The sequence below is a fragment of the Verrucosispora sp. FIM060022 genome (assembly GCF_003977705.1).
In the GTDB taxonomy this organism is placed as follows: Bacteria; Actinomycetota; Actinomycetes; order Mycobacteriales; family Micromonosporaceae; genus Micromonospora; species Micromonospora gifhornensis.
In genome coordinates this window covers 31,515-55,835 of sequence record NZ_RQIV01000010.1, presented here as the reverse complement: position 1 = coordinate 55,835, position 24,321 = coordinate 31,515, and the positions used below count along the sequence as shown (strand labels likewise).

The window sequence follows — 24,321 nt, the reverse complement described above, 5'->3', positions numbered from 1 at the left end:
ACGTTACCTCCATCGTATCGGGTCGCCCGCGCGGACACGCTGCCCAATTCCGCTGGCACGATACAGGCGTACACGAGCGGACGAACCGGCACAAAAGGCGTGGCGGTCCGGGCGGGTCAGGCCCGGAAGTCGTACCCGTCGAAGGCCTCCTGGTGCCGGGTGAACCGGTAGGTCGCCCAGTGCATCCGGACCACCACCCCGTCGCTGTCGCGGGTCAGCCGGAGCAACTCGCCGACCTCCCGCCCGGCGACCGTACGGAACACGTCCGGCCGATCCGGTAGCGGCGCGAAGACCGCCGGCGGCTTGCCCGGCGGATCGTCCGCGCCCCGGGCCTGCAGGGTCGCGTCCCGCCAACTGAACACGTACTGGAAACCCTCGCCCCACCAGCGGCCGAGCAGCCCACGCAGCTGGGCGGGGGCCGGCTCGCCGGGTCGCCACGGGGTGATCTCGGCCGGGTCGTGTTCGGCGGCGGCGGCGAGCAGCCGGTGCGGCAGCTCCAGCAGCTCCGCCGAGGTGCCCGAGGAGCCCAGCACGGCAGCCCCGAAGGCGGCAGGTGTGCCCTCGCCGCCCCGGCGGCCGTACGCCCCGGCCAGGAACCCGGGCATGGCGCCGTCGTGCCCGACGTGCACCACCCGGTCGCCCTGCGGCACCAGGATCAGGCCGAGGCCGAACCCGGCGTTCCAGAGCGCCTCGTCGGTGACCGTGACCGGCCAGCGCATCTCCTCACAGGTGGTCGGGCTGAGTACCCGGCCGGTCGCGTCCATCGCCGCCGGGTCGGCCAGGAAGGCAGCCCAGCGCGCCATGTCGGTGGCCGTGCTCCAGAGCTGGGCGGCCGGGCCGACGGCACCGAAGTCGCTCGGCGGCTCCGCATGCGCCTCGTCGGAGTACGCGTCGACCAGGTAACCGGTGGCCGCCCGGGGGCCTGGCGAAACCGTGGTGCTGGTCAGTCCGAGCGGAGTCAGCACCCGCTCGGTCAGCACCTCGGCCCAGGTGCTTGCGCGTACCTGCCCGACCAGCCGGCCGAGCAGCGCCATGCCGAGGTTGGAGTAGTGGAACCGCCGGCCGGGCGGCAACACCCGCTCGGCCCGGTCCAGTTCGGCGACCAGCCGGTCGACGTCGGGCACCTGAAGCGTGTCCCAGACGTCGCCGTACGGCTCGCGTTGCAGGCCCGCGGTGTGCGACAGCAGCCGGCGTACGGTCAACTCGCCGTGCGCCGGCAGGTCGAGGTGCCGGTCCAACCGATCGTCGAGGTCGAGCAGCCCGTCGTCGCGACACTGCATGACCAGTACGGCGGTGAAGGTCTTGGTCACCGACCCGATCCGGAACCGGGTCTGTTCGTCAAGCGCGGTGTCGTTGCCGGTGCCGCCGACCGTGCACGTCCACAGCGCCCGGTCGGCCCGGTGCACGGCGGCCGAGACCGCCGGCACCCGAGCCTGCGCCTGGACCCGCCGCACCAGCCGTTCGAGGTGCTGGGCGGCTGCGGTACGGCCGGCGGCCGAACTCACGCCATGCTCCGGGCCAGCATCGGTCCGAGCGGCGCACCACCCAGCACGTGCGCGTGCGCGTGGAAGACCTCCTGGCCACCGTACGGGCCGGTGTTGAACATCAGCCGGAAGCCGTCGCCGAGCAGCCCCTCGTCCTCGGCCACCGCGGCGGCCGTGGCGAGCACCTCACCGGCCAACGCCGGGTCACCCTGGCCGAGGGTGGCCACGTCGGCGTAGTGCTCCTTGGGGATGACCAGCACGTGCACCGGCGCCTTCGGGTCGATGTCCCGGAAGGCGAGCGTGGTGGGGGTCTCGCGGACCACCGTGGCCGGGATCTCCCCGGCGACGATCCGGCAGAACAGACAGTCAGTACTCACCCGGGCAGTGTAAGGAAGGGCCCCTGCTTAACGCCTCAGGTAGAGCAAGGGCCCCTTGTTAACACCACCGAGCAGGTACGGCAGGATGTCGCCCATGGCAGGACGGGCAGTGCTGGTCACGGGCGGTTCACGTGGCATCGGGCGGGCGGTGGTGCAGGCGTTCGCCGCCTCCGGCGACCGGGTGGCGATCCACCACCGCGACTCGGCCGACCTGGCCGAGCAGCTGCGGGCCGAGCTGCCGGGCACGGGCCATGTGGTGGTCCGCGCCGACCTCGCCGACCCCGACGCGGTACGGGCGATGGTCGACGAGGCCGCCGACCGCCTCGACGGGCTCGACGTACTTGTCAACAACGCCGGCGTGTTCGGGCCGGCCGACCCGCCGCACCCCGTCTTCGACAGCAGCTACGAGCAGTGGCGGCAACGTTGGCGCGAGGTCTGCGACACCAACCTGTTCGGGGCGGCCAACGCCGCCTGGTGCGCCGCCCAGCACATGCGCACGCGAGGTGGGCGAATCGTCAACGTCTCCTCGCGCGGCGCGTTCCGCGGCGAGCCGACCAACCCGGCGTACGGCGCCAGCAAAGCCGGTCTCAACGCGATGGCCCAGTCGTTGGCGGTGGCCCTGGCGCCGTACGGCATCGCGGTGGCCACGGTCGCGCCCGGCTTCGTCGAGACGGACATGACCAACGAGCACCTGAAGGCGCCGCGCGGCGACGCCATCCGGGCACAGAGCCCGTTCGACCGGGTGGCCCGGCCCGAGGAGATCGCCGCCGCCGTGCACTGGCTGGCCAGCCCCGAGGCGGAATGGGCCTCCGGCACCATCATCGACCTCAACGGTGCCTCCTACCTGCGCACCTGACGCAGCAGGCCGACAGCGGGTTCTACCAGCGCAGGAGGCGGGTGGCGAGGACGGCCAGGGCGGCCACGCCGGCGGTGGAGGTGCGCAGCACCGAGGGTCCGAGGCGGACCGGGTGTGCGCCGGCCTGCTGGAAGGTTGCCAGCTCGGCCGGGGTGATGCCGCCCTCGGGGCCGACCACCAGCACGATCTCGCCCTGGTCGGGCAACTCGACGGTGGTCAGCCGGTCGGTCGCCTCCTCGTGCAGGACGTAGCCGGCGGCGGCGCCGGAGATGCGTCGGGCCACCGATGCGGTGGGCTCGTCCGGCGCGCCCGCCACCACGGGCAGCCACGCCCGGCGGGCCTGCTTCGCCGCCTCGCGGGCCGTGGCCACCCACTTGTCCCGGGCCCGTACGCCCCGGTCCCCTCGCCACTGCGCGACCGACCGGCCGGCCGCCCAGGGGACGATCTCGTCCACTCCCGCTTCGGTCATCGCCTGTACGGCCAGTTCCCCCCGGTCGCCCTTGGCGATGCCCTGCACCACCACCAGCCGGGGGTTCGCCGCGTCGACGTACCCCCGGCTGGTGATCTCGATGTCCAGGGTGCCCCGGCCGACGGCGCTGACCACGGCGGCGGCCGTGCCGCCCCGGCCGTCGCCGAGCAGCAGTTCCTCGCCGACCCGTAGCCGTTGCACGGTGGCGGCGTGGTGCCCCTCGGGGCCGTCGAGCACCATCGTGTCGGCGGTGGGCAGCGACTCGACCAGGAACAGCGGAGCGGACACGGGACGTCGGTCAGCCGTGACCGTTGAAGGCGTCGCGCATCCGGGAGAAGAAGCCGCCCTGCTTGGTCAGCTCGGCGACCTCCTCGCCGCGGGTCTTGGCGAAGTCGCGCAGCATCCGCTCCTGGTCGGCGTCGAGCTTGGTCGGGGTACGCACGTCGAGGTGGACGTAGAGGTCACCACGACCGGTGCCCCGCAGATGGGGTACGCCCCGGGCCCGCAGCCGCAGCGTGCTGCCGGGTTGGGTGCCCGCCTTGACGTCGACCGGCTCCTCGCTGTCGAGCGTCTTGATGGTCAGTCGGGTGCCGAGCGCCGCGGCGGTCATCGGCACGGTGACCCGGCAGTGCAGGTCGTCGCCCTTGCGGGAGAAGACGTCGTGCGGCCGCTCGTGGATCTCGACGTAGAGGTCACCGGCGGTGCCACCGCCCGGGCCGACCTCGCCCTGCTGGGCCAGCCGGATCCGCATGCCGTCCTCCACCCCGGCCGGGATCTTGACGGTCAGCGACCGGCGGGTCCGGACCCGGCCGTCACCGGCGCAGGTCGGGCAGGGGCTCGGGATGGTGGTGCCGTAGCCCTGGCAGACCGTGCACGGCCGGGCGGAGACCACCTGACCGAGGAAGGTGCGCTGCACCGACTGCACCTCGCCGCGGCCACCGCACGCCTCGCAGGTGGCCAGGTGGGTGCCGGCGGCGGTGCCCGCACCGGAGCAGGTGGTGCAGAGCACCGCAGTGTCCACGGTGATCGGCGCCTCCACCCCGAAGGCGGTCTCCTGCAGGTCCAGTTCCAGCCGCAGGATCGCGTCGGCACCGGGGCGGGTACGCGGTCGCGGTCCCCGGCCGGCACCGGTGGCCCCGCCGAAGAAGGCGTCCATGATGTCCTGGAAGCCGACGAACGGACCGGCGCCGCCGGGCCCGCCCGGGCCACCGGCACCGCCACCGCCCGGGGCCAACGGGTCGCCACCGAGGTCGACGATCTGCCGTTTCCGATCGTCCGAGAGGACCTCGTACGCGGCGTTGATGTCCTTGAACTTCTCCTGTGCCTCCGGATCCGGATTCACGTCCGGGTGGAATTGCCGCGCGAGCTTGCGGTACGCGCGCTTGATCTCGTCATCGGAGGCGCCCCGGCTGACGCCGAGAATGCCGTAGTAGTCCCTGGCCACTGCGTTCCGTGTCCTCGTGTTCGTCTCGCGTTACGCCGGTCGGCGGCGGCAGCCCACCGTCGGCCCTGACTGATCAGTTCTGGGCCAGCAGCTCGCCCACGTAGCGTGCCACGGCCCTCACCGTGGCGATGGTCCCGGGGTAGTCCATCCGGGTCGGCCCCAGCACGCCCATCCCCCCGACGATGGTCGCGCCCGGGCCGTAGCCGGTGCTGACCACGGAGGCCGCCCGCAAGTTGTCGATCTCGTTCTCGTCACCGATGCGTACCCGTAGCGTGCTCGGCTCCACCTCGCCGATGAGTTTGAGCAGCACGACCTCCTCCTCGAGGGCTTCGAGGATCGGCCGCAGGGAACCCTGGAAGTCCAGGAGACCGCCGCGGGCGAGGTTGGCGGTGCCGGCCAGCGCGATCCGCTCCTCGTGCCGCTCGACAAGTGTCTCCAGCAGCACGGTGGACAGGGTGGTCATGGCACCACGCAGATGCGGGACGCACTCGTCGATGAGGGTCTGCACCAGCGGTGGGGTCTCCGACAACTGGATGCCGACCAGCTTCTCGTTGACCGTCCGGCGGAGATCCAGCACGTCGTCGGCGTGGATCGGGGCGGGCAGCTCGACCAGCCGCTGCTCGACCCGCCCGGTGTCGGCTATCACGACGAGCATCAGCCGGGTGGTGGAGATCGGCACCAGCTCCAGATGCCGTACGCGGGACCGGGCCAGGCTGGGGTACTGCACCACGGCGACCTGCCGGGTCAGCTGTGCCAGCAGCCGGACGGTGCGGTGCACCACGTCGTCGAGGTCGACTGCGCCGGCCAGGAAGCGCTCGATCGCCCGGCGTTCGGCCGGGCTGAGCGGCTTGACCCGGCTCAACCGGTCGACGAAGAGCCGGTAGCCGCGGTCGGTGGGCACTCGACCGGCGCTGGTGTGCGGCTGCCGGATGTAGCCCTCTTCCTCAAGCACGGCCATGTCGTTTCTGACGGTGGCCGGCGAGACACCGAGCTGGTGCCGCTCGACCAGGGCCTTGCTGCCGACCGGCTCCTGGGTGGCGACGTAGTCCTCGACAATCGCCCGCAGTACGGCGAGCTTGCGGTCGTCGAGACCCATCTCCACCTCCTGTCGCAGGTCAGTGTCGAGCGTCACCCACCGTCGGCGGACGCCCTGGCACTCGACTGTAGCGAGTGCCAGTCTACGTCGAGGCCCCCCGCAGCGCGATGATCAAGAAAACGGAGTTGTCCGCAGTCCGATCGGAGACTTGACACTCGCCGGTGTCGCTATGGTGCGTCATTGCCGCTGGCACCTACCGTGAGCCCCATGACTGAACCACCTCGTCCCCCGAGTTTCGGCGACGATCCCACGGCTCCCGTTTCCGGATCGTCTGGCCAGGGCGGATATCCCCCGCCCGGCGGCTACCCGCCGCCCGGTGACCAGCCTCCGTCGGCCGGCTACCCACCGCCGGGTGGTTATCCGCCGCCCGGTGGTTACCCTCCGCCCGGTGTCGGCTACCCGACCGGCGGCTACGGCGCGCCCGGTGGCGGCTACGGCACCAACGAAGACAAGACGTGGGCCCTGATCGCCCACTTCGGCGGCCCGCTCGGCGTGGTCTTCGGTGGCGGCCTGCTCGGCTGGGTGGCGCCGCTGATCGCGAACATGACCCGCGGGCAGCAGTCCCCGGTCGTCCGGGCGCACGCCGTCGCGGCCCTGAACTTCCAGCTCACCTGGGCGGTCGTCGGGCTGCTGAGCTGGGTGCTCACCGCGATCACCTGCGGCATTCTCTTCTTCGTCCCGATGCTGGTCTGGCTCGTGCCGTTGATCTTCGGCATCATCGGCGGGGTCAAGGCCAACGAAGGCGTCCTCTACCGGTACCCGATGAGCTTCTCCTTCATAAAGGGCTGATCGGCAGCTAGGGCAGCAGGTCACGCACCACGGCGTCGGCGAGCAGCCGGCCGCGCAGGGTCAGCACCCCGCGGCCGGCCGCGTGGGCGGGAGCGGCCAGCAGGCCGTCGGCCACCGCCCGCGCCGCAGCCGCGCGCCCGGCGTCGTCGAGGACGTCCAGCGGCAGGCCCTCGGCCAGCCGCAGCCGGAGCATGACCTCCTCCATCCGGGCCTCGTCGGCGGTCAGCACCTCCCGCGCCAGGCCGGGTGACCGGCCGGCGGCCAGGCGTTGGGCGTACGCCGTGGGGTGTTTGACGTTCCACCAGCGCACCCCGCCGACGTGGCTGTGTGCCCCCGGACCGAGACCCCACCAGTCGCCGCCGGTCCAGTAGAGCAGGTTGTGCCGGCACCGGCCCGACGGCGTACGGGCCCAGTTGGACACCTCGTACCAGGAGAAGCCGGCCGCGTCGAGGGCGGCCTCGGCGGCCAGGTAGCGGTCCGCGGCGACGTCGTCGTCCGGGTACGGCAGCTCACCGCGACGCATCCGGGCGGCCAGCCGGGTGCCGTCCTCGACGATCAGGGCGTACGCGCTGACGTGGTCGACGCCCGCCGCCACGACCTGGTCCAGCGAGGCGGCGAAGTCCTCCGGCCGCTCCCCCGGCGTGCCGTAGATCAGATCCAGGTTGACGTGGTCGAATCCGGCGTCGCGGGCCTCCAGCGCGGCGGCCGTGGCCCGGCCGGCGCTGTGTCGGCGGTCGAGCACGGCGAGCACCCCGGGGGCGGCCGACTGCATGCCCAGCGAGATCCGGGTGTAGCCGGCGGCCCGCAACTCCTTGAGGGAGGCGGGGGTGACCGACTCCGGGTTGGCCTCGGTGGTCACCTCGGCGTCGGCGGCCAGTCCCCAGGTGCGGTCGACGGCGTCGAGGATGCGGGCCAGGTCGTCGGCGGGCAGCAGGGTGGGGGTCCCACCGCCGACGAAGACGGTCTCCACCCGACGGGGCGGACGGTCGCCCAGCACCCGCGCGGCGAGCGCCAACTCGGCCAGCACGGTGTCGGCGTAGCTGTCCCGGCTCGCGCCGCCGCCCAACTCCTGCGCCGTGTAGGTGTTGAAGTCGCAGTAGCCGCACCGACTGGCGCAGAAGGGCACGTGCACGTACACACCGAAGCCCTGGTCACCGACGCTCGCTCGGGCGGAGGCGGGCAACGACCCGTCGGTCGGGACGGGTTCGCCTGCTGGAAGGACGCCGGGCATGGCCACTAGTGTGCCCTCCCATGACCTCTCCCGACGCGCTGGTACGGGTCACCACGGCCCGCGGGGTGAGCACCCTCACCCTGGACAGCCCACCCAACCGCAACGCCCTCTCCACGCCGTTGATGACCCAACTGCTGGCCGGGCTGGACGCCGCGGTCGCCGACGACACGGTCCGGGTGATCGTGCTGGACCACACCGGCCCGGTCTTCTGTTCCGGGGCGGACCTGAAGGAGACGGCAGCGGCGTACGCCAGTGGGACGGTGCCCGCCGGGATGCTGGGTGACGTGCTCGCGGCGGTCTGGCAGTGCCCGAAGCCGGTGCTGGCCCGGGTCGCCGGCCCGGCCCGAGCCGGTGGTCTGGGCCTGATCGCGGCGGCCGACCTGGCGATCTGCGCCGCCGAGGCCACCTTCGCCTTCACCGAGGTACGCATCGGGGTGATCCCCGCGGTTATCTCGGCGACCGTGCTGCCCCGGTTGCACCCTCGGGCGGCGGCCGAGCTGTACCTGACCGGTGACACCTTCGACGGCCGGCGGGCGGCGCAGATCGGTCTGGTCACCGCCGCGGTGCCGGCCGAGGAGTTGGACGCCGCGGTGCAGCGCTACCTCGACTCGCTGGTGCGGGGCGCCCCGTCGGCGCTGGCCGGGGCGAAGGAACTGCTGCGCCGTCCGCCCGCCACCGAGCTGCGCGCCGACCTTGCGGACCTCAGCACCCTGTCCACCCGCTACTTCCTGTCCAGCGACGGCATCGAGGGGGTCACCGCGTTCCGGGAGAAGCGTCCGCCGCGCTGGGTCGCCGAACTCGACAGGTGAGGATCGGCCGCTATCGGGGAACTTCCGTCCCGACGCGGATCGCTTGCGGTGGAACTGGTCGGACGACCCAGGTCGGGCGCTGAGGGACGTACGCTTTCGGCGGACGTCGTACGGGAGGTGTGGGTGCGAACTCGGGTGGTCGTGGGTGGTTTCCTGGTCGTCGTGCTGGTCGCCGTGATCGGCATCGTGCTCGGCATGCGGCAGGTGGGAGAGCGGCTACGGCTGCCGTTGGCCAGCCGGGCCTGCACGGTGCAGGCCGACGGGAAGGTGACCCTCGACGCTCATCAGATGGCCAACGCGGCGACCATCGCGGCCATCGGCATCCAGCACGAGCTTCCCGACCGGGCCGTGGTGGTGGCGCTCGCCACCGCCTACCAGGAGTCCGGGCTGCGCAACCTGGCCGGCGGCGACCGCGACTCGGTCGGCCTGTTCCAGCAGCGACCGAGCCAGGGCTGGGGCACCCCCGAGAAGATCCGCGATCCCCGGTACGCGGCCGACCGGTTCTACGCCGCGCTGAAGAAGGTGCGCGGCTGGCAGGACATGCGGGTCACCGACGCGGCGCAGAAGGTGCAGCGGTCCGCCTTCCCCGAGGCGTACGAGAAGTGGGCCGACGAGTCGGAGGTGCTCGCCCGCGCGCTGCTCGGCCACGCCACGGGTGCGGTGGTCTGCACCTTCGGCGGCGATCCGGCGATGCGGGGTGAGGCTGCCGCCACCGCGCTGACCCAGGGTCTCCACCTCGACTGGGGGTTGACCGCCTCGGCGACCACGGCGCATCTGACCGGGCTCACGGTCACCGCGGCGAACCAACTCGATGGTTGGCGGTACGCGCACTGGCTGGTCGCCCACGCCAACGATCACGGGGTGAAACGGGTGCGCTTCGGCGACCTGGAGTGGACCAACCGGGGTGGTTCGTGGAGCCGGGTCGGTGACGGTTCGCGGGAGCATGCCGAGGTCGTCGCCGAGGTATTCGCGGACGCCTGACAGACCCCGATCTCCTTACCCGCAGTAACCGCAAAAACCGGCATTCCGTTATCAATAGCCCAGCATTGCCACTCTGAGTGACTGCAGGTAGTCGCGTCACTGCGGTGCGTCGTCATCATCGCCGGGATCGATACGGGCGGTCCGGCGGCCGATGCCACGGCGCGTTACGATCGGCCACCTGTGCCAGAAATGGTTTCACCTCTTGGGGAGGGGTACGACGTGGCTTTCGACTACGGCGACCGCACCGGCTATGAACCGATCAGTGACGTCGACCGCAAGGAGTTCCACGAGCAGGGCTTTCTCCTGCTGCGCAACGTCCTGACCGAGGACCACCGGGCGGCCCTCGAAGCCGCGGTCGACCGGGTGTACGCCGAGGAGAAGGCCAAGGGCAACACGACCAAGGACGGCACCCTGCACCTGCTGGGCTTCCTTGAGCGCGACGAGCTCTTCGGCGATCTGCTCACCCACCCGATCGCCTTCCCGTACATGTGGGGCCTGGCCGGGTGGAACATCTACTCGCACCACAACCACCTCGACGTGACTCCACCGGCGCTGGAGCCGGAGAAGCCGTACTGGGGGTGGCACCAGGACGGGTACCGGCAGAACTCCGACCCGGAGACGATGGACCCGAACCTGCCCCGGCCGATGTTCTCGCTGAAGGTCGCCTACGTGCTCTCCGACCTGTCGGAGACCGGCCGCGGCGCGACCAAGGTCATCCCGGGCAGCCACCTGTGGAACTCGCTGCCGCGTCCGGCGGACACCACGGTGCACAACCCGGACCCGGAGGGCACCGTCGAGATCACCGCCAACCCGGGCGACGCCTTCATCTTCGACCGCCGCCAGTGGCACTCGCGGTCGACGAACCTGTCGAACATCACCCGCAAGATGCTCTTCGTCGGCTACACCTACCGGTGGATCCGTCCCCTCGACGAGCTGCACATCGACAAGAACGGCGAGTGGTGGAACAACCGCACGCCGGTGCAGCGCCAGCTCTGCGGTGAGGGCACCCACACCGCGAACTACTGGGGCATCAACTGGGACGGCTACATCGACGACGAGATCCCGCTGCGCAAGGAACTCAAGCAGCGCGGCCTGCTCAACCGCAACATCCCCTGGCTCCGCTGAGGTGTAAGGAAGGGCCCCTTATTAACGCCTCGCGTACTAAAAGGTGCCCTTCTTAACACCCGGCAGCACCTCGCGGCACACACCGCCGCACCGGCGCTGATGAGAGCAACGCGGGTGGCGAAGCGCACGGCAAAGAAAGGCACCCGACCTGAATGGTCGGGTGCCTTTCTCGTGATCAGCGGTTACCGGTGGGTGACGCCCCGGCGACTGCGGCCGACCCCGGCGACCAGCGCGACCGCGATGGCGGCCAGCAGCACCTGGAGCATCAGCTCCCGCCAGTCGATGCCGGCGGTCTCGGCGAAGCCGGAGGCGCGGGCGATCACGGTACCGAGCAGCGCGGCACCGACACCGATGAGCATGTGCAGCCAGATCGGCATGGGCTGACGGCCCGGCACCACCAGGCGGCCCAGTGCGCCGACGATCAGACCGACGATCAGCGCGGTGATGATGCCCCAGACGGTGAGCTCCATGGTCGCTCTCCTTCACAAAAGACGATCCACATTTGTGGTTTTCCTGTCGTGACCGCCTAATGCCCGACCCGCGAAGAACTCAAACCGACCTATGCCGGTCGACAGTCCACCGGTCTCACCGCCCTGCCCGTACCCGTGGGTCAACACGGTTTCGCCGCAATGGCGGTCACCGGATTGCCTGGTGACCGCCATTGCGGCGAAACGACTACCGCACCCGAGGGGGCTACTTCTTGCCGGTGGGCTTCCCGTCCCCGGAGTCGGAGGAGAGCGCGGCGATGAAGGCCTCCTGCGGGACCTCCACCCGGCCCACCATCTTCATCCGCTTCTTGCCTTCCTTCTGCTTCTCCAGCAGCTTGCGCTTGCGGCTGATGTCACCGCCGTAGCACTTGGCGAGCACGTCCTTGCGGATCGCCCGGATGGTCTCCCGGGCGATGACCCGGCTGCCGATGGCGGCCTGGATCGGCACCTCGAACTGCTGGCGCGGGATCAGGTTGCGCAGCTTCGCGGCGATCGTGGTGCCGTAGGCGTACGCCTTGTCCTTGTGCACGATGGCACTGAACGCGTCCACCGGCTCGCCGTGCAGCAGGATGTCGACCTTCACCAGGTCGGACGCCTGCTCGTCGGTGGGCTCGTAGTCCAGCGAGGCGTAGCCCTTGGTGCGGCTCTTGAGCTGGTCGAAGAAGTCGAAGATGATCTCCGCCAGCGGCAGCGTGTAGCGCAGTTCCACCCGGTCGGCGGAGAGGTACTCCATGCCGAGCAGGCTGCCCCGACGGCTCTGGCACAGCTCCATCACCGCACCGACGTAGTCGTTCGGGGTCAGCACGCTGGCCCGCACCGTCGGCTCGTACACCTCGGCGATCTTGCCGGTGGGGTACTCGCTCGGGTTGGTGACCACGACCTCCTGGCCGTCCTCGGAGATGGCCCGGTAGACCACGTTCGGCGCGGTGGAGATCAGATCCAGGTTGAACTCCCGCTCCAGCCGCTCCCCGATGATCTCCAGGTGCAGCAGGCCGAGGAAGCCGCAGCGGAACCCGAAGCCGAGCGCACCGGAGGTCTCCGGCTCGTAGGTCAGCGCGGCGTCGTTGAGCTTGAGCTTGTCCAGTGCGTCACGCAGGGCCGGGTAGTCCGAGCCGTCGATCGGGTAGAGGCCCGAGTAGACCATCGGCTTCGGGTCCTTGTAGCCGCCGAGCGGCTCGGCCGCCGGGCGCCCGTTGATGGTGACCGTGTCACCGACCCGGGACTGGCGGACGTCCTTCACCCCGGTGATCAGGTAGCCGACCTCGCCGACGCCGAGCGCCTCGGACTTCACCATCTCCGGCGAGATGACGCCGATCTCCAGCAACTCGTGCACCGCGCCGGTGGACATCATCTTGATCCGGTCGCGGGCGCTGATCCGCCCGTCGATCACCCGGACGTAGGTGACCACGCCCCGGTAGACGTCGTACACCGAGTCGAAGATCATCGCGCGGGCCGGCGCGTCGGCGTCACCGACCGGCGGGACGAACTGCCGGACGATCTCGTCGAGCAGGTACGGCACACCCTCACCGGTCTTGCCGGAGACCTTGATGCAGTCCGCCGGGTCACCGCCGATCAGGTGGGCGAGTTCCTCGGCGTACTTCTCCGGCTGGGCGGCCGGCAGGTCGATCTTGTTGAGCACCGGGATGATGTGCAGGTCGTTCTCGAGGGCGAGGTAGAGGTTCGCCAGGGTCTGCGCCTCGATGCCCTGGGCGGCGTCGACCAGCAGGATCGCGCCCTCGCAGGCGGCCAGCGAGCGGGACACCTCGTAGGTGAAGTCCACGTGCCCCGGAGTGTCGATCATGTTGAGCACGGCCTGCTCGCCGGCCCGCTCACCATCGCGGATGGTCCACGGCATGCGTACGGCCTGGCTCTTGATGGTGATGCCGCGCTCGCGCTCGATGTCCATCCGGTCGAGGTACTGCGCACGCATCTGCCGAGGGTCGACCACTCCGGTGAGCTGCAACATCCGGTCGGCCAGGGTCGACTTCCCATGGTCGATGTGGGCGATGATGCAGAAGTTCCTGATCCGCGCCGGGTCGGTGGCACCAGGAGCGTTCGCGCCGGTATCGAGCGTCGGTGGCACAGCGGTCCGTTCTGGTCGGCTGACGTGAGCAGGCCGGCTCGTGCCGGCCCCCTCTATGCTCCCACGTCCCCGCCGCGCGTCGGCCGGGCGTCCGTCACTCCTGCGGCGGCTCCACGAAGAGGGCCGCGAGCTTGGGCAACCGACGCCGGGCCTCGTCGGCGTCGTCGAAGTCCCAGAAGTCGTTCAGGTCGGGCACCGGCGGCGATTCCCGGTCGGTGGGGAGTTCGGTCGCGGTCGCCTTGCGGTACGCGTCCCACGGCACCGCCAGCATGTCCTCGCACTCGAACTCCTCGCCGCTGAGCGAGGCGGACCGCACGCGCGGCAGGTCGGCCAGCGAGTCCGGATCGGCCACCGCACGGGCGAAGACCTCCCGGCCCTGGGTCATCAGCCAGCCCCGGAAGTACTCGAAGCCGTCGTCGGAGGCACCGCCGTTGATCAGGTACGCCGCACCCCAGAGGTCGACCCGATAGGAGGCGGTGAGGACACGCCGCTGGTGGCGGGCGTACCCGATGATCTCCTCGGGATCGCGGGCGGCGAGCAGCGCGACCGCCCGAGCGGCGATGGCGTCCGGCTCTCCCCCACCGGACCGGGCGCTGTCGATCAACTGCCAGAACTCGTCGGTCCTCATGGCCTGGCAGTCTGGCAGACGCCGCGACCACCACCGCACGGCACGCGCGGTGATGGTCGCCCTTGCGTGGTCGCTCCCCGGACGCGCTGGCCGGTCGCGCCGTGCCCCTCGGCAGCCGGGCGTGCGGTGGCGCTGCCACCGGGCAGCATGGTGGGGTGAGCAACCCGCCTGCGTCGCCCGTGTCGTACCACGCCACCGCCCAGCGGCCCGGCTGGGCGGCCCTGCCGGCGGCGGTCCGGGCCGCGTTGTCGGCCCGCCTCGGCGCGCCGGTGGTCGAGGCCCGGGTCGCCACCGCCGGCTTCACCCGGGGTTTCGCCGCAGTGCTGCGCACCGCCGACGGCGGCAGCGCGTTCGTCAAGGCCGCGGCCCACGCCGAGCAGCCACACCTGGTCGACTGGTACGCCCGGGAGGCCGCGATCCTCACCCGGCTACCCGCCGGGCTGCCCGTTCCGCGACTGCGCTGGACACTGTGGGAGGCGGGCTGGTACGCGCTCTGCCTGGACCCGGTCGACGGGCACACACCCCGGCTGCCGTGGGATCCGGCGGAGTTGGACGCCACGCTCGCCGGGTTCGTCGACATCGCCGCCGCGCTCGCCGAGCCGCCGACCGACCTCGCCGAACTCGGGCTGCCCCGCCTCGCCGACCTGGCCCGCGAGGACATCCTCTGGTGGGGTGAGGTGGCCGCCGGCCGGGAACCGACACCGCCGCTACCCGCACCGGTGGCGGGCCGGCTGGCCGAACTGGTCGCGCTGGAGTCGAAACTGCCCGGGTACGCCGCCGAGGCGACCGGTCTGACCCATGGTGACCTGCGGGTGGACAACATCCTGATCGGCACTGACGCGACCGCCTGGTTCTGCGACTGGACCTGGCTGTGTCACGGGCCGGCCTGGTTCGACCTGGCCGGACTACTGATCACCGGGTACGCCAGCGGCCTGGACGTGGACAGCCGTTTCGCCACCCACCCGGCCGCCGCCGACGCGCCGGCCGACGCGCTGGACGTGACGCTGGCCGCCCTGGCCGGCTACCACCTGACGGCCGCCGCCTCGCCCCCACCGACGGCGTCGGCCCAGCTACCCGCCCACCAGCGGTGGACCGGCGAGCAGGCCCTGGCCTGGTTGGCCCGCCGCCAGGCGTGGACCTGACTGGTCGGGTGCCGTTTTGGCTCGTCCGAGCCGACCTGGTAACCTGGCTCTTCGCGCAGCGATGACGCATGCTCGTCGCGCGCACAAGCTGACCAACCCGAGCTATCAAGACGAGGCTGTCGCGTGGCGAACATCAAGTCCCAGATCAAGCGCAACCGGCAGAACGAGAAGCGCCGGCTGCGTAACAAGTCGGTCAAGTCGTCGCTGAAGACCGCCATCCGCAAGTTCCACGAGGCTGCTGAGGCCGGTGACACCGAGAAGGCCACCGTGCTCTTGCAGGAGGCCTCCCGCAAGCTGGACAAGGCGGCCAGCAAGGGCGTCATCCACGCCAACCAGGCGGCGAACCGTAAGTCGGCGATCGCCAAGCGCGTGGCGTCGCTCGCCTCCTGAGCCAGCGACCGCTGACCTGACGTAAGCCCCGGGGCACTGCCCTGGGGCTTACTCTCGTCGTCCACCGCTCTCGTCGTCCACCCGCCGACTGGCTGCGGCTTGCTCTCTGCCACCCCGTCGACCGGCCGGGGCTTACTCTCGCCTGCCTGCTGACCGGCCGGACGCCGCCTCGGTGCCGCTGGTCGGCTTGACGCCGTCCGCCGGCCCGACCCGGACCACCACACCGGGCACGCTGTGCGGCAGCCAGTCGACCTGGGCCCGCCCCACGACCGGTTCCATCTGCCGCCGAAACCGGTCGCGTTCCTGCTCGGGCACGGCGGCCGCCGAACGGATCACCACCGCGGCCACCAGGTCGTTGAGCTTGACCATGACGGCCACCGCCGTCGGCAGCACCACGATCGCCCACCACTTGACCAGTTCGGCGAGGACGAGCAGGGTCGCCAACGCGATCGCCCCCTCGAAGAACAGGAAGCAGAGCACCCCACCCGGATTGACGAAACGCAGCCTCAGCGCCCGGGCGTAGAACGGGCGGTACCGCTGCTCGTCCGCCGGGATCGTGGCCCACGAGCCACGGGAGGCTCCGCTCATCTGCTGCCGTCCCGCCGCGCGGCGGCCACTGAGAAGACGGCCCGTTCCAGCGCGTACGCCCGGTCGTCCGAGCCGCCCTTGACCGCCGCGTTGCACTCGGCCGCCGCCTGCATCGCCTGAACCAGCCCCTCGGGCGTCCAGCCACGTGCCTGCCGCTGGGCCCGTTCGACCTTCCACGGCGGCATGCCCAGGCTGCTCGCCAACTGGTACGGGCTGCCCCTCCCGGCGGAGGCGACCCGGGCGACTGTCCGGATCCCGTCGGCGAGCGCGTCGGCGATCGGCACCGGGTCCACTCCGACGTGCAGGGCCCACCGCAGCGCCTCCAGCGCACCCGGCAGGTCACCGACCATGGTGGCGTCGGCCACGGTGAAGCCACTCACCTCCACCCGGCCCCGGTAGTAGCGGGCCACGGTGTCGGCGCCGATCCGACCGTCGGTGTCGGCGATCAGCTGTGCGCAGGCCGCAGCGAGCTCCCGCAGGTCGTTGCCGACCGCGGCGATCAACGCCTCGGCGGCGTCGTCGGTGCACCGCCCGCCGGCCCGGCGGAACTCGTCCCGGACGAAGGCCACCCGGTCACGGTGCCCCTTCAGCTTGGCTGCCGGCATGATGTGGGCACCGGCCGCCTTCAGCCCGTCGGCGAACGCCTTGCCCTTGGCCGCACCGAGATGCTGCACGATCAGCTGTACGTCCGGGTCGGGATGCTTCGCGTACGCCAGCAGGGCCGCGACCAGGTCCTTGCGGGCGTCCTGACCGGAACGCAGCACCAGCACCCGGCGACCACCGAACAGCGACGGGCTGAGCATCTCGTCGATCTCGCCGACGCTGAGCTGACCAGCCTGGTATTCGCGGACATCGACGTCCGGGTCGGCGGCCCGGGCGGCGGCGACGGTTTCGGCCACCGCACGCGTGGCGAGCAGCTCCTCGTCACCGAGGACGAGCACAATAGGAGCGGCACTGGCGGCGGTCACGCCGCCCATATTCGCACGCTCAGCGGCCCGGTCCAGTCCGGTCGGCCGCACCGCACGGGCAGACCCCGCACACAGCGCAAATCCAGACATATATCTAATTTGCCGCCAATCCCCATAAATTGGGGTCTATTTTCTGGTCGGTAGTGAACCTGCTTCACGAGGTGGACCGGCTCAGATCGACACCGCCCAGCACCACTGCCAGCCCGGACGCGTCGAGCACCACCGCCACGTCCCCGTCGACGTCGGTACGCAGCACCCGCGCCCCGCCTCGGGACAACCGGGCCAGCAGCGCGTCGCTCGGATGCCCGTAGGTGTTGCCCGCACCCACCGGCACCAGAGCGACCGCCGGGGCGATCGCGTCCAGGAAGGCTGCGTCCTGGAAGGCGCTGCCATGGTGGGCAACCTTCAGCACGTCGGCCCGCAGCCGGTGTGCGGGCAACCGTTCCCGCAGTGCCTGCTGCTCCTCGGTCTCCGCGTCGCCGGTGAGCATGATCCGCACCCCCGCCACCGTGGCGAGCAACACCAGCGAGTTGTTGTTCGGATCCGACCGGGTTCCCCGCATCGGGTAAGGCGGGCCGACGACGAGAAGGTCGACCGCCCCGGCCTGGTACCGCCATCCGGCGGCAACAGGCACCACCCGGGTGCCGTGGGTGGCGGCGGTGTCGTGGACCTGGTTCCGCCCGGTTGCCGGCTCCGGCCACTGCGGAGTCGACACCAGGTCGACCCGCCGCCCCCGGAACACCCCCGCCACCCCCGCGGTGTGGTCGGCGTGGAAGTGGCTGACCACCAGCAACGGCACCCTGCGCACGTCGAGCCGGCGCAGACAGGCGTCCGCCGCCCCCGGATCCGGGCCGGTGTCGACGACGACCGCCCGCCCGGGCGCCACCGGCAACACCACCGTGTCACCCTGACCGACAGCGCAGACCGCGATGACCCAGCCCTTCGGCGGCCAGCCCGGCGCGATCACCCGCACCGGCACGGTGCCGAGCATCACGGCGACCGTGCCCACCGCGACCAGGCGGCGCACCACCGGCCGCCGGGCGGCGACCAACAGGGCCACGGTCAGCGCCGCCAGCAGCAGCGCCCCGGTCACCCCGCCCGGCCAGGGCAGGTTCCCCATCGGCATGCGTGCGCCGTACCGGGCGACCAGCACCAACCACCACGCCGGCCAGTGCGCCAACCAGGCGGCCATCTCGGCGCCGAACGGCCAGACCGGCGACACCGTCGCGGCCACCACACCGAGCACGGTGGCCGGGGCGATCGCCGGCACCACGAGGAGGTTCGCCGGCACCGCGACCAGGCTGACGGTGCCCGACAGACCGGCGATCACCGGTGAACAGGCCAACTGCGCGGCAGCCGGCACCGCCAGCGCCTCGGCCGCCCCCGGAGGTACGCCCCGCCGCCGCAGCCCGTCACGCCACCGTGGCGCGAGCAGCAACAGACCACCGGTGGCCATCACCGACAACGCAAAGCCGGGATCCCCGGCCAGATCCGGGTCGACCAGCACCAGCACCGCCACAGCAGCGGCCAGCGCCGGTACCGCCGCTCGGGGGCGGCCGGCGGCCAGCGCGGCGAGCCCGATCGCACCCATGGTGGCTGCCCGAACCACACTCGGCGAGGGACGCACCAGGATCACGAAGCCCACCAGAGCCAGCCCGCAGAGCACGGCGGCCAGGGTGGGGCCGGCTCGCGCCCAGCGGGCCACCAGCAACACCGCCCCGGCGATGATCGCGACATTGGAACCGGATACCGCATTGAGATGCGTCATTCCCGTGGCGCGGAAGTCCTCCTCGACCGCGTCGGGCAGCCGGCTCGTGTCGCCGACCACCAGCCCGGGCAGCAGGCCACCGGGCTCGTCCGGCAACGACGCACACGCCTGCTGCAGACCGGCACGCAGCCGACCGGCGGCCCGCTGCAGCGCCGAGGGTGCCCCGAGCCGGTCCGGCGGGCCGGCGGCGAGCAGTACGGCGGCGCTCAGGTCACCACCGCGCGGTTCGGTCAGCCGCCCCTCGGCGGTGAGCCGTTGCCCGGGCAGCAGTTGCCGCCAGGCCGGATCATCGGTGAGCACCAGCACGCGGGCCGGTACGGCCACCCGCTGCCCCGCCGGGCCGGTGACGTTCACCAGTTTGGCCCGTACCAGCAGGGTGGGCGGGCGGCCCACGATGCCGCCGCGTACCGGTCGTGGATCGTCCCGGACGACCAGTTCGGCGGTGACCTGTGCCCGGTCGTCGACAAGTGCGCGGATCGGTTCGGCGTCGCGTACGGCCAACCGGGCCGAGGTCGCGGCGCCGCCGCAGACCACGCCGATCAGTACCGAGACCACGATCCAGCCGTAGCGGCGTGCGACCGTGCCGGGACGGCCTGCCACCCCGATCAGGTGCAGTGCCACCAGCACGGCCAGACCGGCCGCGACGGCGGCCACCAGCAGCGCCCGCCCGGCGTCGACGTGCAGCCCCGCCAGGGCGGTCAGCCACGCTGCCACGGCCAGCCCGGCCAGCCGGAGATCGGGGATCTGGGCACCGTCCAGGCCGGCGATCGCCCCGGCCGCTCCGAAGGTGCCGTCGCCCGAGCGCACCAGCCCGCCCGGCGCCGAGGTGTGCCGGGATGTGGGTGCCCCGTCCGTCGTCACACCGTCACCAGGTCTTTGAGTTCCTCGTACCGTGCGTCGCCGATGCCGTTGACCTGGCGCAGGTCGCTGACGGACCGGAAGCCGCCATGCTCGTCGCGGTGCTCGATGATGCGTCGGGCCAGCACCGGCCCGACGCCGGGCAGCGTTTCCAGTTGGGACTGACTCGCAGTGTTGAGGTTGAGCCGCCCACCCGGGTCCGCGCCCGCCGCCGGGCCGGCACCTGGCGCAGCCCCCACCGCCGGGGTGGCCGCCGCCACGCCAACCAGGATCAACTCGCCGTCGGCGACCTTGCGGGCCGGGTTGAGCATGGCCACGTCCACTCCGGCCAACGCTCCGCCGGCCGCCTCGACGGCATCGGCGACCCGCGCACCGGCCGGCAGTCGCACCAGCCCGGGACGCCGGACCTTGCCCGCTACCGCGACCACCACCTCGCCGGTCGCCCTGTCGGCCGGCTCGTCTCCCGGCTCGTTTCCCCGGTTGTCGGACGGGACCGTCGTGGGGGCACCGGTCACCGCGCTCACCGGTTCGACCTGGGGTCGGGATCGCCAGGTCCAGCCGGCGGCACCGAGCACCACCAGGACCGCCACCACGGCCAGCGCCCGAACCCCCCGCCGACCCGGATCGAACGCCCCCGGCCCCGGCAACCGCGACGCCGACGCGACCTCGGCCGCGTCGAGCCCGGACTGCGAATCGGACGACTCCGGCCCGACCGACGGCCCCGGATCAGCCGACCCCGGCCCGACCGACGGCTCCACATCGCTCCACCCCGGCCCCGCCAATCGGGCAGGCCCGGCCACGGTCGGCCCGGCCACGGTCGGCGGGAGGGGGCTCCGGCCGACGGTGGTGGGGCGGACGGGTAGCGGTACCGTCGGCCAATCCAGCGGCGTGGAGGCCGTCACCGACGCCGGACGAGGGTCGCGCAGGGAGAACTCGGGCAGGCCTGAGTCCTCGGATTCCGGCTCGGCCGCAGGTGCGCCGGGAACCGCCGGTACGTCAGCAGCGCGTTCGGCCGCGCCGGGCATGAGTCGCCACAGGCGCGCCCGTACCGCCGTCTCCTCGTCATTGGACACCGCGCGAGGCTAGGACGATCGGGACGGCGCCCGTTGGTCCCGAACGCTTCGCTGTGGACAACCAGCGCCCTGTGGACAACGCCCTGATCATGCCCTCGATGTGCTAGGCCGACTCCGGGTCGAGGCCAAGCACGCTGCGCCCACCGTCGACCGGCAGGATCACGCCGTTGACGAAGCCGGCGGCCGGCGACAGCAGGTATGCCACCGCACTCGCCACGTCCTGCGGCTGTCCGATCCGGCCCACCGGGTGCAGCCGGGCCAACTCGGCCTCGATCCGCTGCACCTCACCGGCGTCCTGGCCGGCGAGGAACGCCTCGTGCCGCTCGGTCGTCACCGAACCCAGCGCGACCGCGTTGGCCCGGACGCCGTACCGGCCGTACTCGACCGCGAGCGCCCGGGTCAGTCCTTCCACGGCGGCCTTCGCGGTGGCGTACGGCAGGCAGCCCGGCACCGGACGGCTCGCCTGGTGGGACGAGACGTTCACGATGGCGCCGGGCGTCGCGGCGGCGAGGAAACGCCGTACGGCGGTGGCCGCCCCGACCACGGCAGGCCGCAGGTTGCGCGTGATCAGGTCGAGCACCTCGCCCACCGGGGCGTCATGTACGGAGGCGTCCCGGAACACCGCGGCGTTGTTCACCCACCCGGTGAGCGGCTGGTGCCGTTCCGCCAGGTCGGCGGCCCGGCCTGTGACCGCCTCGTCGGCGGCGTCGCCCACCACGGCGGTCAGGCGGTCCGCGTGGGGATGTCGGGAAACCCAGGACACCACGTCGGCGTCCCGCTCGATCACCACCACGGTCTCACCGCCGGCGAGCAGGTGCTCGACGATCCCCCGCCCGATCCCCCGCCCGCCGCCGGTCACCACACAGGACATCCGCCACCTCGCTCACGCTTCACGGTCGTCGGTGGATCACCACGCAGGCCAGCCCGGGGCCGACGTGGGCGGCGACGGCCGCACCGGCCTCGGTGACGTACGTGTCGTGCAGTCGGTCGCCGAGCCGAGCCGTCAGCGCACCGAGCAGATCCTCGGCGCGTTGCGGCGCGGCGAGGTGGTGCACGGCGAGATCCACCTGTGCGTCGCCGGCCGCCTCGACGGCCAGGTCGACCAGGCGCGCCACCCCTCGGCTGGCGGTACGCACCTTGTCCTTCAGCACGATGCCGCCGTCGGGCATGTGCAGGATCGGTTTGACCGACAGTGCCGTGCCGAGCAGTGCCTCGGCCGCGTTGATCCGGCCGCCTCGGCGCAGCAACTCCAGCGTGTCGACGTAGAAGAAGGTGGCGGTACGCCCCGCCGCGTCGACGGCCGCGGCGCGTACGCCTGCCAGGTCGGCGCCCTGGGCGGCGGCCCGGGCCGCGGCGAGGTTCGCAAAGCCGAGGCCCATGCCGCAGGATCGGCTGTCCACCACCGTCACCTGCCCGCCGAACTGGGCCGCCGCCAACTCGGCGGCCTCGACGGTGCCGGAGAGCGCGGCCGACAGATGCACCGAGACGATCCCTTCCGCGCCGGCCTCCAGCAGGCTGCGGTAGGTGCGGGTGAACTGTTCGGGTGACGGGCGGGAGGTGCTCACCGAGATCCGTCGCGCGCTCAGGGCCCGGGTGGCGTCGGCGGGAAAGACCTGCACTCCCTCCAGCCCTTCGACGCCGTTGAGCACCACGGTCAGCGGCACCACGGTCAGTCGGTGCGCCAGCACCAGTTCGGGTGGCAGATAGGTGGTGGAGTCGGTCACGACCGCGACGGGCATGCCGGCACCGTAGCGGATCACCCCTGCCACCACCCCCACCGGTTCAACCCCCAAACCCACCCTGGGCCCCGAACCATCTGGTTGACCAAGAGGTTTGCGTCACCGAACAACGCGACCACGACGCAAACTTCTTGATCAACTACCCAGCCGGGGGCGGCGTGGTTCAGACGGGTTCGGTGGGGGGTGTGGTGATGCGGCCTACGTTGTGGGCGCGCAGGTGCCAGCCCTGTTCGGGGTGGTGGTGCAGTTCGGTCCAGTGGCAGTTGCGTAGGGAGCCGACGGCACGCAGCACGGACTGATCCCAGCCCAGTAGTTGCCCGCAGCCCTGCCGTGCCGCGCCGCCGTGGGTCGCGACGACGATCGTGCCACCGGCCATCTCGTCGGCGATCTCGTGCAGGGCAGCGCCCATCCGCTTGCCCAACTCGTCGAGGGGTTCGACGTCCGCGCCGGGTGCCGGGTCACCGGCTCGCCAACGGGCATACTCGTCGGGGAACTGTGCGGCGACCTCGGCGAGCAGCAGCCCCTGCCAGCGGCCGAAGTGGCGTTCCCGCAGCCGGGCGTCGGAGCGTACCGGCAGGCCGGTGAGCGCGGCCAGCGCGGCGGCGGTGTCCGCCGCGCGGCTCAGGTCGCTGGCGACGATCGCGTCCGGACGCAGTGCCGCGAGCAACGGCGCGGCCTCGCGGGCCTGCTCACGGCCGAGATCGTTGAGGGGGATGTCGGTCTGCCCCTGCACCCGGCTGGCGGCGTTCCAGTCGGTGTTGCCGTGCCGCCAGATGAGCAGCCGGGTCACTCGCCCGATCCGGCGGCGGCCTCGACGCGAGCCAGGTCCCGGTCGACGAACGGGATGGTCGGGCAGTCCTTCCAGAGCCGATCGAGGGCGTAGAACTCGCGCTCCTCGGTGTGCTGGACGTGCACCACGATGTCGACGTAGTCGAGCAGCACCCAGCGCCCGCCGCGCTCGCCCTCGCGCCGAATCGGCTTTGCCTTCTCCGGCAGGTTGAGCAGGGCTTCCTCGATGGCGTCGACGATGGCCAGCACCTGCCGCTCGTTCGACGCCGCGGCGAGCACGAACGCGTCGGTGATGGCGAGCTGGTCACCCACGTCGATGATGACGATGTCCTGAGCCTTCTTGTCCGCCGCCGCCTGGGCTGCGGCGATCGCCAGCTCGTGAGCGCGCTCGGAAACTGTCACCGTTCTCCTTCGATCAACCGTGCGATACCCAAGCCTCTCACACGGCCCGCGAGTGCGACCCGCCAGCTTCAGCCCGGAATCGGCATTATCTATCGCATAAGTGGACGTATCACTGCTGATAGAGACGCCGCTTTGCGATGTACTGCACCACACCGTCCGGCACCAGATACCAGACCGGCTCACCGCGGGCGACCCGCGCCCGACAATCGGTGGAGGATATCGCCATCGCCGGCACCTGGACCAGGCTGACCGTGTCGGCGGGCAGGTGAGCGTCGGACAATGCGAATCCCGGTCGGGTCACCCCGATGAAGTGGGCGAGTTCGAAGATCTCGTCAAGGTTCTTCCAGCTCAGGATGCGTTCCAGCGCGTCCGCGCCGGTGATGAAGAACAGCTGCGCCTTGGGGCCGTACATCGCGTGCAGGTCCCGCAGCGTGTCGACGGTGTAGGTCGGGCCGCCACGGTCGATGTCCACCCGACTGACCTGAAAGCGTGGATTGGAGGCGGTGGCGACCACGGTCATGAGGTAACGGTCCTCGGCCGAGCTGACCGGAAGATCCGCCTTCTGCCACGGTTCGCCGGTCGGCACGAAAATCACTTCGTCCAGCCCGAACCGGTCCGCGACCTCACTGGCGGCCACCAGGTGCCCGTGATGGATCGGATCGAACGTGCCGCCCATGATCCCGATCCGCCGGTTGTCTTCCGTCACCCCATGATCGTAGTCCGAGCCGACCTCATTTCAGGCCG

At 71.6% G+C, this 24,321-nt stretch carries 25 protein-coding genes; 7 read left to right on the top strand and 18 right to left on the bottom strand.

Features of this window, described 5'->3' with window-relative positions:
• Window positions 1-116 precede the first annotated feature (116 nt).
• Together EG812_RS23475 and EG812_RS23470 are read right to left on the bottom strand one after the other, a co-directional pair.
• Window positions 117-1,505 carry a serine hydrolase domain-containing protein gene (locus tag EG812_RS23475; RefSeq protein WP_013735390.1) on the bottom strand — a complete coding sequence of 463 codons (1,389 nt, stop codon included), beginning with the start codon at window positions 1,503-1,505 and terminating at the stop codon, window positions 117-119.
• Window positions 1,502-1,861 carry a histidine triad nucleotide-binding protein gene (locus tag EG812_RS23470; RefSeq protein ID WP_013735391.1) on the bottom strand — a complete coding sequence of 120 codons (360 nt, stop codon included), beginning with the start codon at window positions 1,859-1,861 and terminating at the stop codon, window positions 1,502-1,504. The genes EG812_RS23475 and EG812_RS23470 overlap by 4 nt, the downstream gene beginning before the upstream one ends.
• 94 nt (window positions 1,862-1,955) lie before the next feature.
• On the opposite strand from EG812_RS23470, the gene EG812_RS23465 reads away from it, so the two are divergent.
• On the top strand, window positions 1,956-2,717 hold the full coding sequence (locus EG812_RS23465) for an SDR family NAD(P)-dependent oxidoreductase (RefSeq protein WP_043721687.1): 762 nt from the start codon (window positions 1,956-1,958) through the stop codon (window positions 2,715-2,717).
• Window positions 2,718-2,739: 22 nt separating this feature from the next.
• Here the strand turns inward: EG812_RS23465 and EG812_RS23460 are convergent, their stop codons facing one another.
• The 3 genes from EG812_RS23460 to hrcA all read right to left on the bottom strand — a co-directional run bounded on the left by EG812_RS23460 (window position 2,740) and on the right by hrcA (window position 5,726).
• Window positions 2,740-3,474, bottom strand: coding sequence for a 16S rRNA (uracil(1498)-N(3))-methyltransferase (locus EG812_RS23460; RefSeq protein ID WP_013735393.1), 735 nt, complete (start codon window positions 3,472-3,474; stop codon window positions 2,740-2,742).
• Window positions 3,475-3,484: 10 nt separating this feature from the next.
• Window positions 3,485-4,630, bottom strand: a complete 1,146-nt coding sequence (gene dnaJ, locus EG812_RS23455; RefSeq protein ID WP_013735394.1) for a molecular chaperone DnaJ — start codon at window positions 4,628-4,630, stop codon at window positions 3,485-3,487.
• 73 nt (window positions 4,631-4,703) lie between these two features.
• Complete coding sequence (gene hrcA / locus EG812_RS23450) at window positions 4,704-5,726, bottom strand: heat-inducible transcriptional repressor HrcA (protein ID WP_043725487.1); 1,023 nt, start codon at window positions 5,724-5,726, stop codon at window positions 4,704-4,706.
• Between the two features lie 207 nt (window positions 5,727-5,933).
• Here hrcA and EG812_RS23445 point away from each other — a divergent pair, with 207 nt between their 5' ends.
• Complete coding sequence (locus EG812_RS23445) at window positions 5,934-6,515, top strand: DUF4870 domain-containing protein (protein ID WP_126712777.1); 582 nt, start codon at window positions 5,934-5,936, stop codon at window positions 6,513-6,515.
• Between the two features lie 7 nt (window positions 6,516-6,522).
• Here the strand turns inward: EG812_RS23445 and hemW are convergent, their stop codons facing one another.
• The gene (hemW, locus tag EG812_RS23440) at window positions 6,523-7,746 is read right to left on the bottom strand and encodes a radical SAM family heme chaperone HemW (RefSeq protein WP_126712776.1); all 1,224 of its coding nucleotides are present in this window, start codon (window positions 7,744-7,746) and stop codon (window positions 6,523-6,525) included.
• Between the two features lie 20 nt (window positions 7,747-7,766).
• On the opposite strand from hemW, the gene EG812_RS23435 reads away from it, so the two are divergent.
• From EG812_RS23435 to EG812_RS23425, 3 genes are all read left to right on the top strand, one after another.
• On the top strand, window positions 7,767-8,555 hold the full coding sequence (locus tag EG812_RS23435; protein ID WP_126712775.1) for an enoyl-CoA hydratase-related protein: 789 nt from the start codon (window positions 7,767-7,769) through the stop codon (window positions 8,553-8,555).
• Window positions 8,556-8,672: 117 nt separating this feature from the next.
• Complete coding sequence (locus EG812_RS23430; protein ID WP_126712774.1) at window positions 8,673-9,536, top strand: hypothetical protein; 864 nt, start codon at window positions 8,673-8,675, stop codon at window positions 9,534-9,536.
• 219 nt (window positions 9,537-9,755) lie between these two features.
• Complete coding sequence (locus EG812_RS23425) at window positions 9,756-10,661, top strand: phytanoyl-CoA dioxygenase family protein (RefSeq protein ID WP_233579597.1); 906 nt, start codon at window positions 9,756-9,758, stop codon at window positions 10,659-10,661.
• A gap of 182 nt (window positions 10,662-10,843) precedes the next feature.
• On the opposite strand, the gene EG812_RS23420 is transcribed toward EG812_RS23425, so the two are convergent.
• The 3 genes from EG812_RS23420 to EG812_RS23410 all read right to left on the bottom strand — a co-directional run bounded on the left by EG812_RS23420 (window position 10,844) and on the right by EG812_RS23410 (window position 13,860).
• The gene (locus EG812_RS23420; RefSeq protein WP_013735401.1) at window positions 10,844-11,131 is read right to left on the bottom strand and encodes a GlsB/YeaQ/YmgE family stress response membrane protein; all 288 of its coding nucleotides are present in this window, start codon (window positions 11,129-11,131) and stop codon (window positions 10,844-10,846) included.
• Window positions 11,132-11,354: 223 nt separating this feature from the next.
• Complete coding sequence (gene lepA, locus EG812_RS23415; protein ID WP_126712772.1) at window positions 11,355-13,232, bottom strand: translation elongation factor 4; 1,878 nt, start codon at window positions 13,230-13,232, stop codon at window positions 11,355-11,357.
• 94 nt (window positions 13,233-13,326) lie between these two features.
• A complete protein-coding gene (locus tag EG812_RS23410; protein ID WP_126712771.1) occupies window positions 13,327-13,860 on the bottom strand; it encodes a DUF4240 domain-containing protein in 534 nt (177 codons plus the stop codon).
• Window positions 13,861-14,015: 155 nt separating this feature from the next.
• On the opposite strand from EG812_RS23410, the gene EG812_RS23405 reads away from it, so the two are divergent.
• Together EG812_RS23405 and rpsT are read left to right on the top strand one after the other, a co-directional pair.
• Window positions 14,016-15,002, top strand: coding sequence for a phosphotransferase family protein (locus EG812_RS23405; RefSeq protein WP_233579595.1), 987 nt, complete (start codon window positions 14,016-14,018; stop codon window positions 15,000-15,002).
• Between the two features lie 123 nt (window positions 15,003-15,125).
• A complete protein-coding gene (gene rpsT, locus EG812_RS23400; protein WP_126712770.1) occupies window positions 15,126-15,392 on the top strand; it encodes a 30S ribosomal protein S20 in 267 nt (88 codons plus the stop codon).
• A 132-nt stretch (window positions 15,393-15,524) separates the two neighbouring features.
• Here the strand turns inward: rpsT and EG812_RS23395 are convergent, their stop codons facing one another.
• The 9 genes from EG812_RS23395 to nadD all read right to left on the bottom strand — a co-directional run bounded on the left by EG812_RS23395 (window position 15,525) and on the right by nadD (window position 24,283).
• The gene (locus tag EG812_RS23395; protein ID WP_126712769.1) at window positions 15,525-15,980 is read right to left on the bottom strand and encodes a hypothetical protein; all 456 of its coding nucleotides are present in this window, start codon (window positions 15,978-15,980) and stop codon (window positions 15,525-15,527) included.
• Complete coding sequence (gene holA / locus EG812_RS23390; RefSeq protein WP_043721697.1) at window positions 15,977-16,957, bottom strand: DNA polymerase III subunit delta; 981 nt, start codon at window positions 16,955-16,957, stop codon at window positions 15,977-15,979. Before holA ends, EG812_RS23395 begins: the two co-directional genes overlap by 4 nt.
• 145 nt (window positions 16,958-17,102) lie before the next feature.
• A complete protein-coding gene (locus EG812_RS23385) occupies window positions 17,103-19,460 on the bottom strand; it encodes a ComEC/Rec2 family competence protein (protein WP_126712862.1) in 2,358 nt (785 codons plus the stop codon).
• A 113-nt stretch (window positions 19,461-19,573) separates the two neighbouring features.
• Window positions 19,574-20,647, bottom strand: coding sequence for a ComEA family DNA-binding protein (locus tag EG812_RS23380; protein ID WP_502697211.1), 1,074 nt, complete (start codon window positions 20,645-20,647; stop codon window positions 19,574-19,576).
• Between the two features lie 103 nt (window positions 20,648-20,750).
• Window positions 20,751-21,518 carry an SDR family NAD(P)-dependent oxidoreductase gene (locus EG812_RS23375; RefSeq protein ID WP_013735410.1) on the bottom strand — a complete coding sequence of 256 codons (768 nt, stop codon included), beginning with the start codon at window positions 21,516-21,518 and terminating at the stop codon, window positions 20,751-20,753.
• A gap of 19 nt (window positions 21,519-21,537) precedes the next feature.
• The gene (locus EG812_RS23370; protein ID WP_043725501.1) at window positions 21,538-22,386 is read right to left on the bottom strand and encodes a DegV family protein; all 849 of its coding nucleotides are present in this window, start codon (window positions 22,384-22,386) and stop codon (window positions 21,538-21,540) included.
• 163 nt (window positions 22,387-22,549) lie between these two features.
• Window positions 22,550-23,176: a histidine phosphatase family protein gene (locus tag EG812_RS23365; RefSeq protein ID WP_013735412.1), complete on the bottom strand. Its 627-nt coding sequence runs from the start codon at window positions 23,174-23,176 to the stop codon at window positions 22,550-22,552.
• On the bottom strand, window positions 23,173-23,577 hold the full coding sequence (gene rsfS, locus EG812_RS23360; protein ID WP_013735413.1) for a ribosome silencing factor: 405 nt from the start codon (window positions 23,575-23,577) through the stop codon (window positions 23,173-23,175). The genes EG812_RS23365 and rsfS overlap by 4 nt, the downstream gene beginning before the upstream one ends.
• 109 nt (window positions 23,578-23,686) lie before the next feature.
• Window positions 23,687-24,283, bottom strand: a complete 597-nt coding sequence (nadD, locus tag EG812_RS23355) for a nicotinate-nucleotide adenylyltransferase (protein WP_043721701.1) — start codon at window positions 24,281-24,283, stop codon at window positions 23,687-23,689.
• Window positions 24,284-24,321 lie beyond the last annotated feature (38 nt).

Coding starts and splice junctions, on each gene's coding strand:
- EG812_RS23465 (WP_043721687.1), top strand. CDS start 1,956: ATGGCAGGACGGGCAGTGCTGGTCACGGGCGGTTCACGTGGCATCGGG.
- hrcA (WP_043725487.1), bottom strand. CDS start 5,726: ATGGGTCTCGACGACCGCAAGCTCGCCGTACTGCGGGCGATTGTCGAG.
- EG812_RS23445 (WP_126712777.1), top strand. CDS start 5,934: ATGACTGAACCACCTCGTCCCCCGAGTTTCGGCGACGATCCCACGGCT.
- hemW (WP_126712776.1), bottom strand. CDS start 7,746: ATGCCCGGCGTCCTTCCAGCAGGCGAACCCGTCCCGACCGACGGGTCG.
- EG812_RS23435 (WP_126712775.1), top strand. CDS start 7,767: ATGACCTCTCCCGACGCGCTGGTACGGGTCACCACGGCCCGCGGGGTG.
- EG812_RS23420 (WP_013735401.1), bottom strand. CDS start 11,131: ATGGAGCTCACCGTCTGGGGCATCATCACCGCGCTGATCGTCGGTCTG.
- EG812_RS23410 (WP_126712771.1), bottom strand. CDS start 13,860: ATGAGGACCGACGAGTTCTGGCAGTTGATCGACAGCGCCCGGTCCGGT.
- EG812_RS23395 (WP_126712769.1), bottom strand. CDS start 15,980: ATGAGCGGAGCCTCCCGTGGCTCGTGGGCCACGATCCCGGCGGACGAG.
- holA (WP_043721697.1), bottom strand. CDS start 16,957: ATGGGCGGCGTGACCGCCGCCAGTGCCGCTCCTATTGTGCTCGTCCTC.
- EG812_RS23375 (WP_013735410.1), bottom strand. CDS start 21,518: ATGTCCTGTGTGGTGACCGGCGGCGGGCGGGGGATCGGGCGGGGGATC.
- EG812_RS23370 (WP_043725501.1), bottom strand. CDS start 22,386: ATGCCCGTCGCGGTCGTGACCGACTCCACCACCTATCTGCCACCCGAA.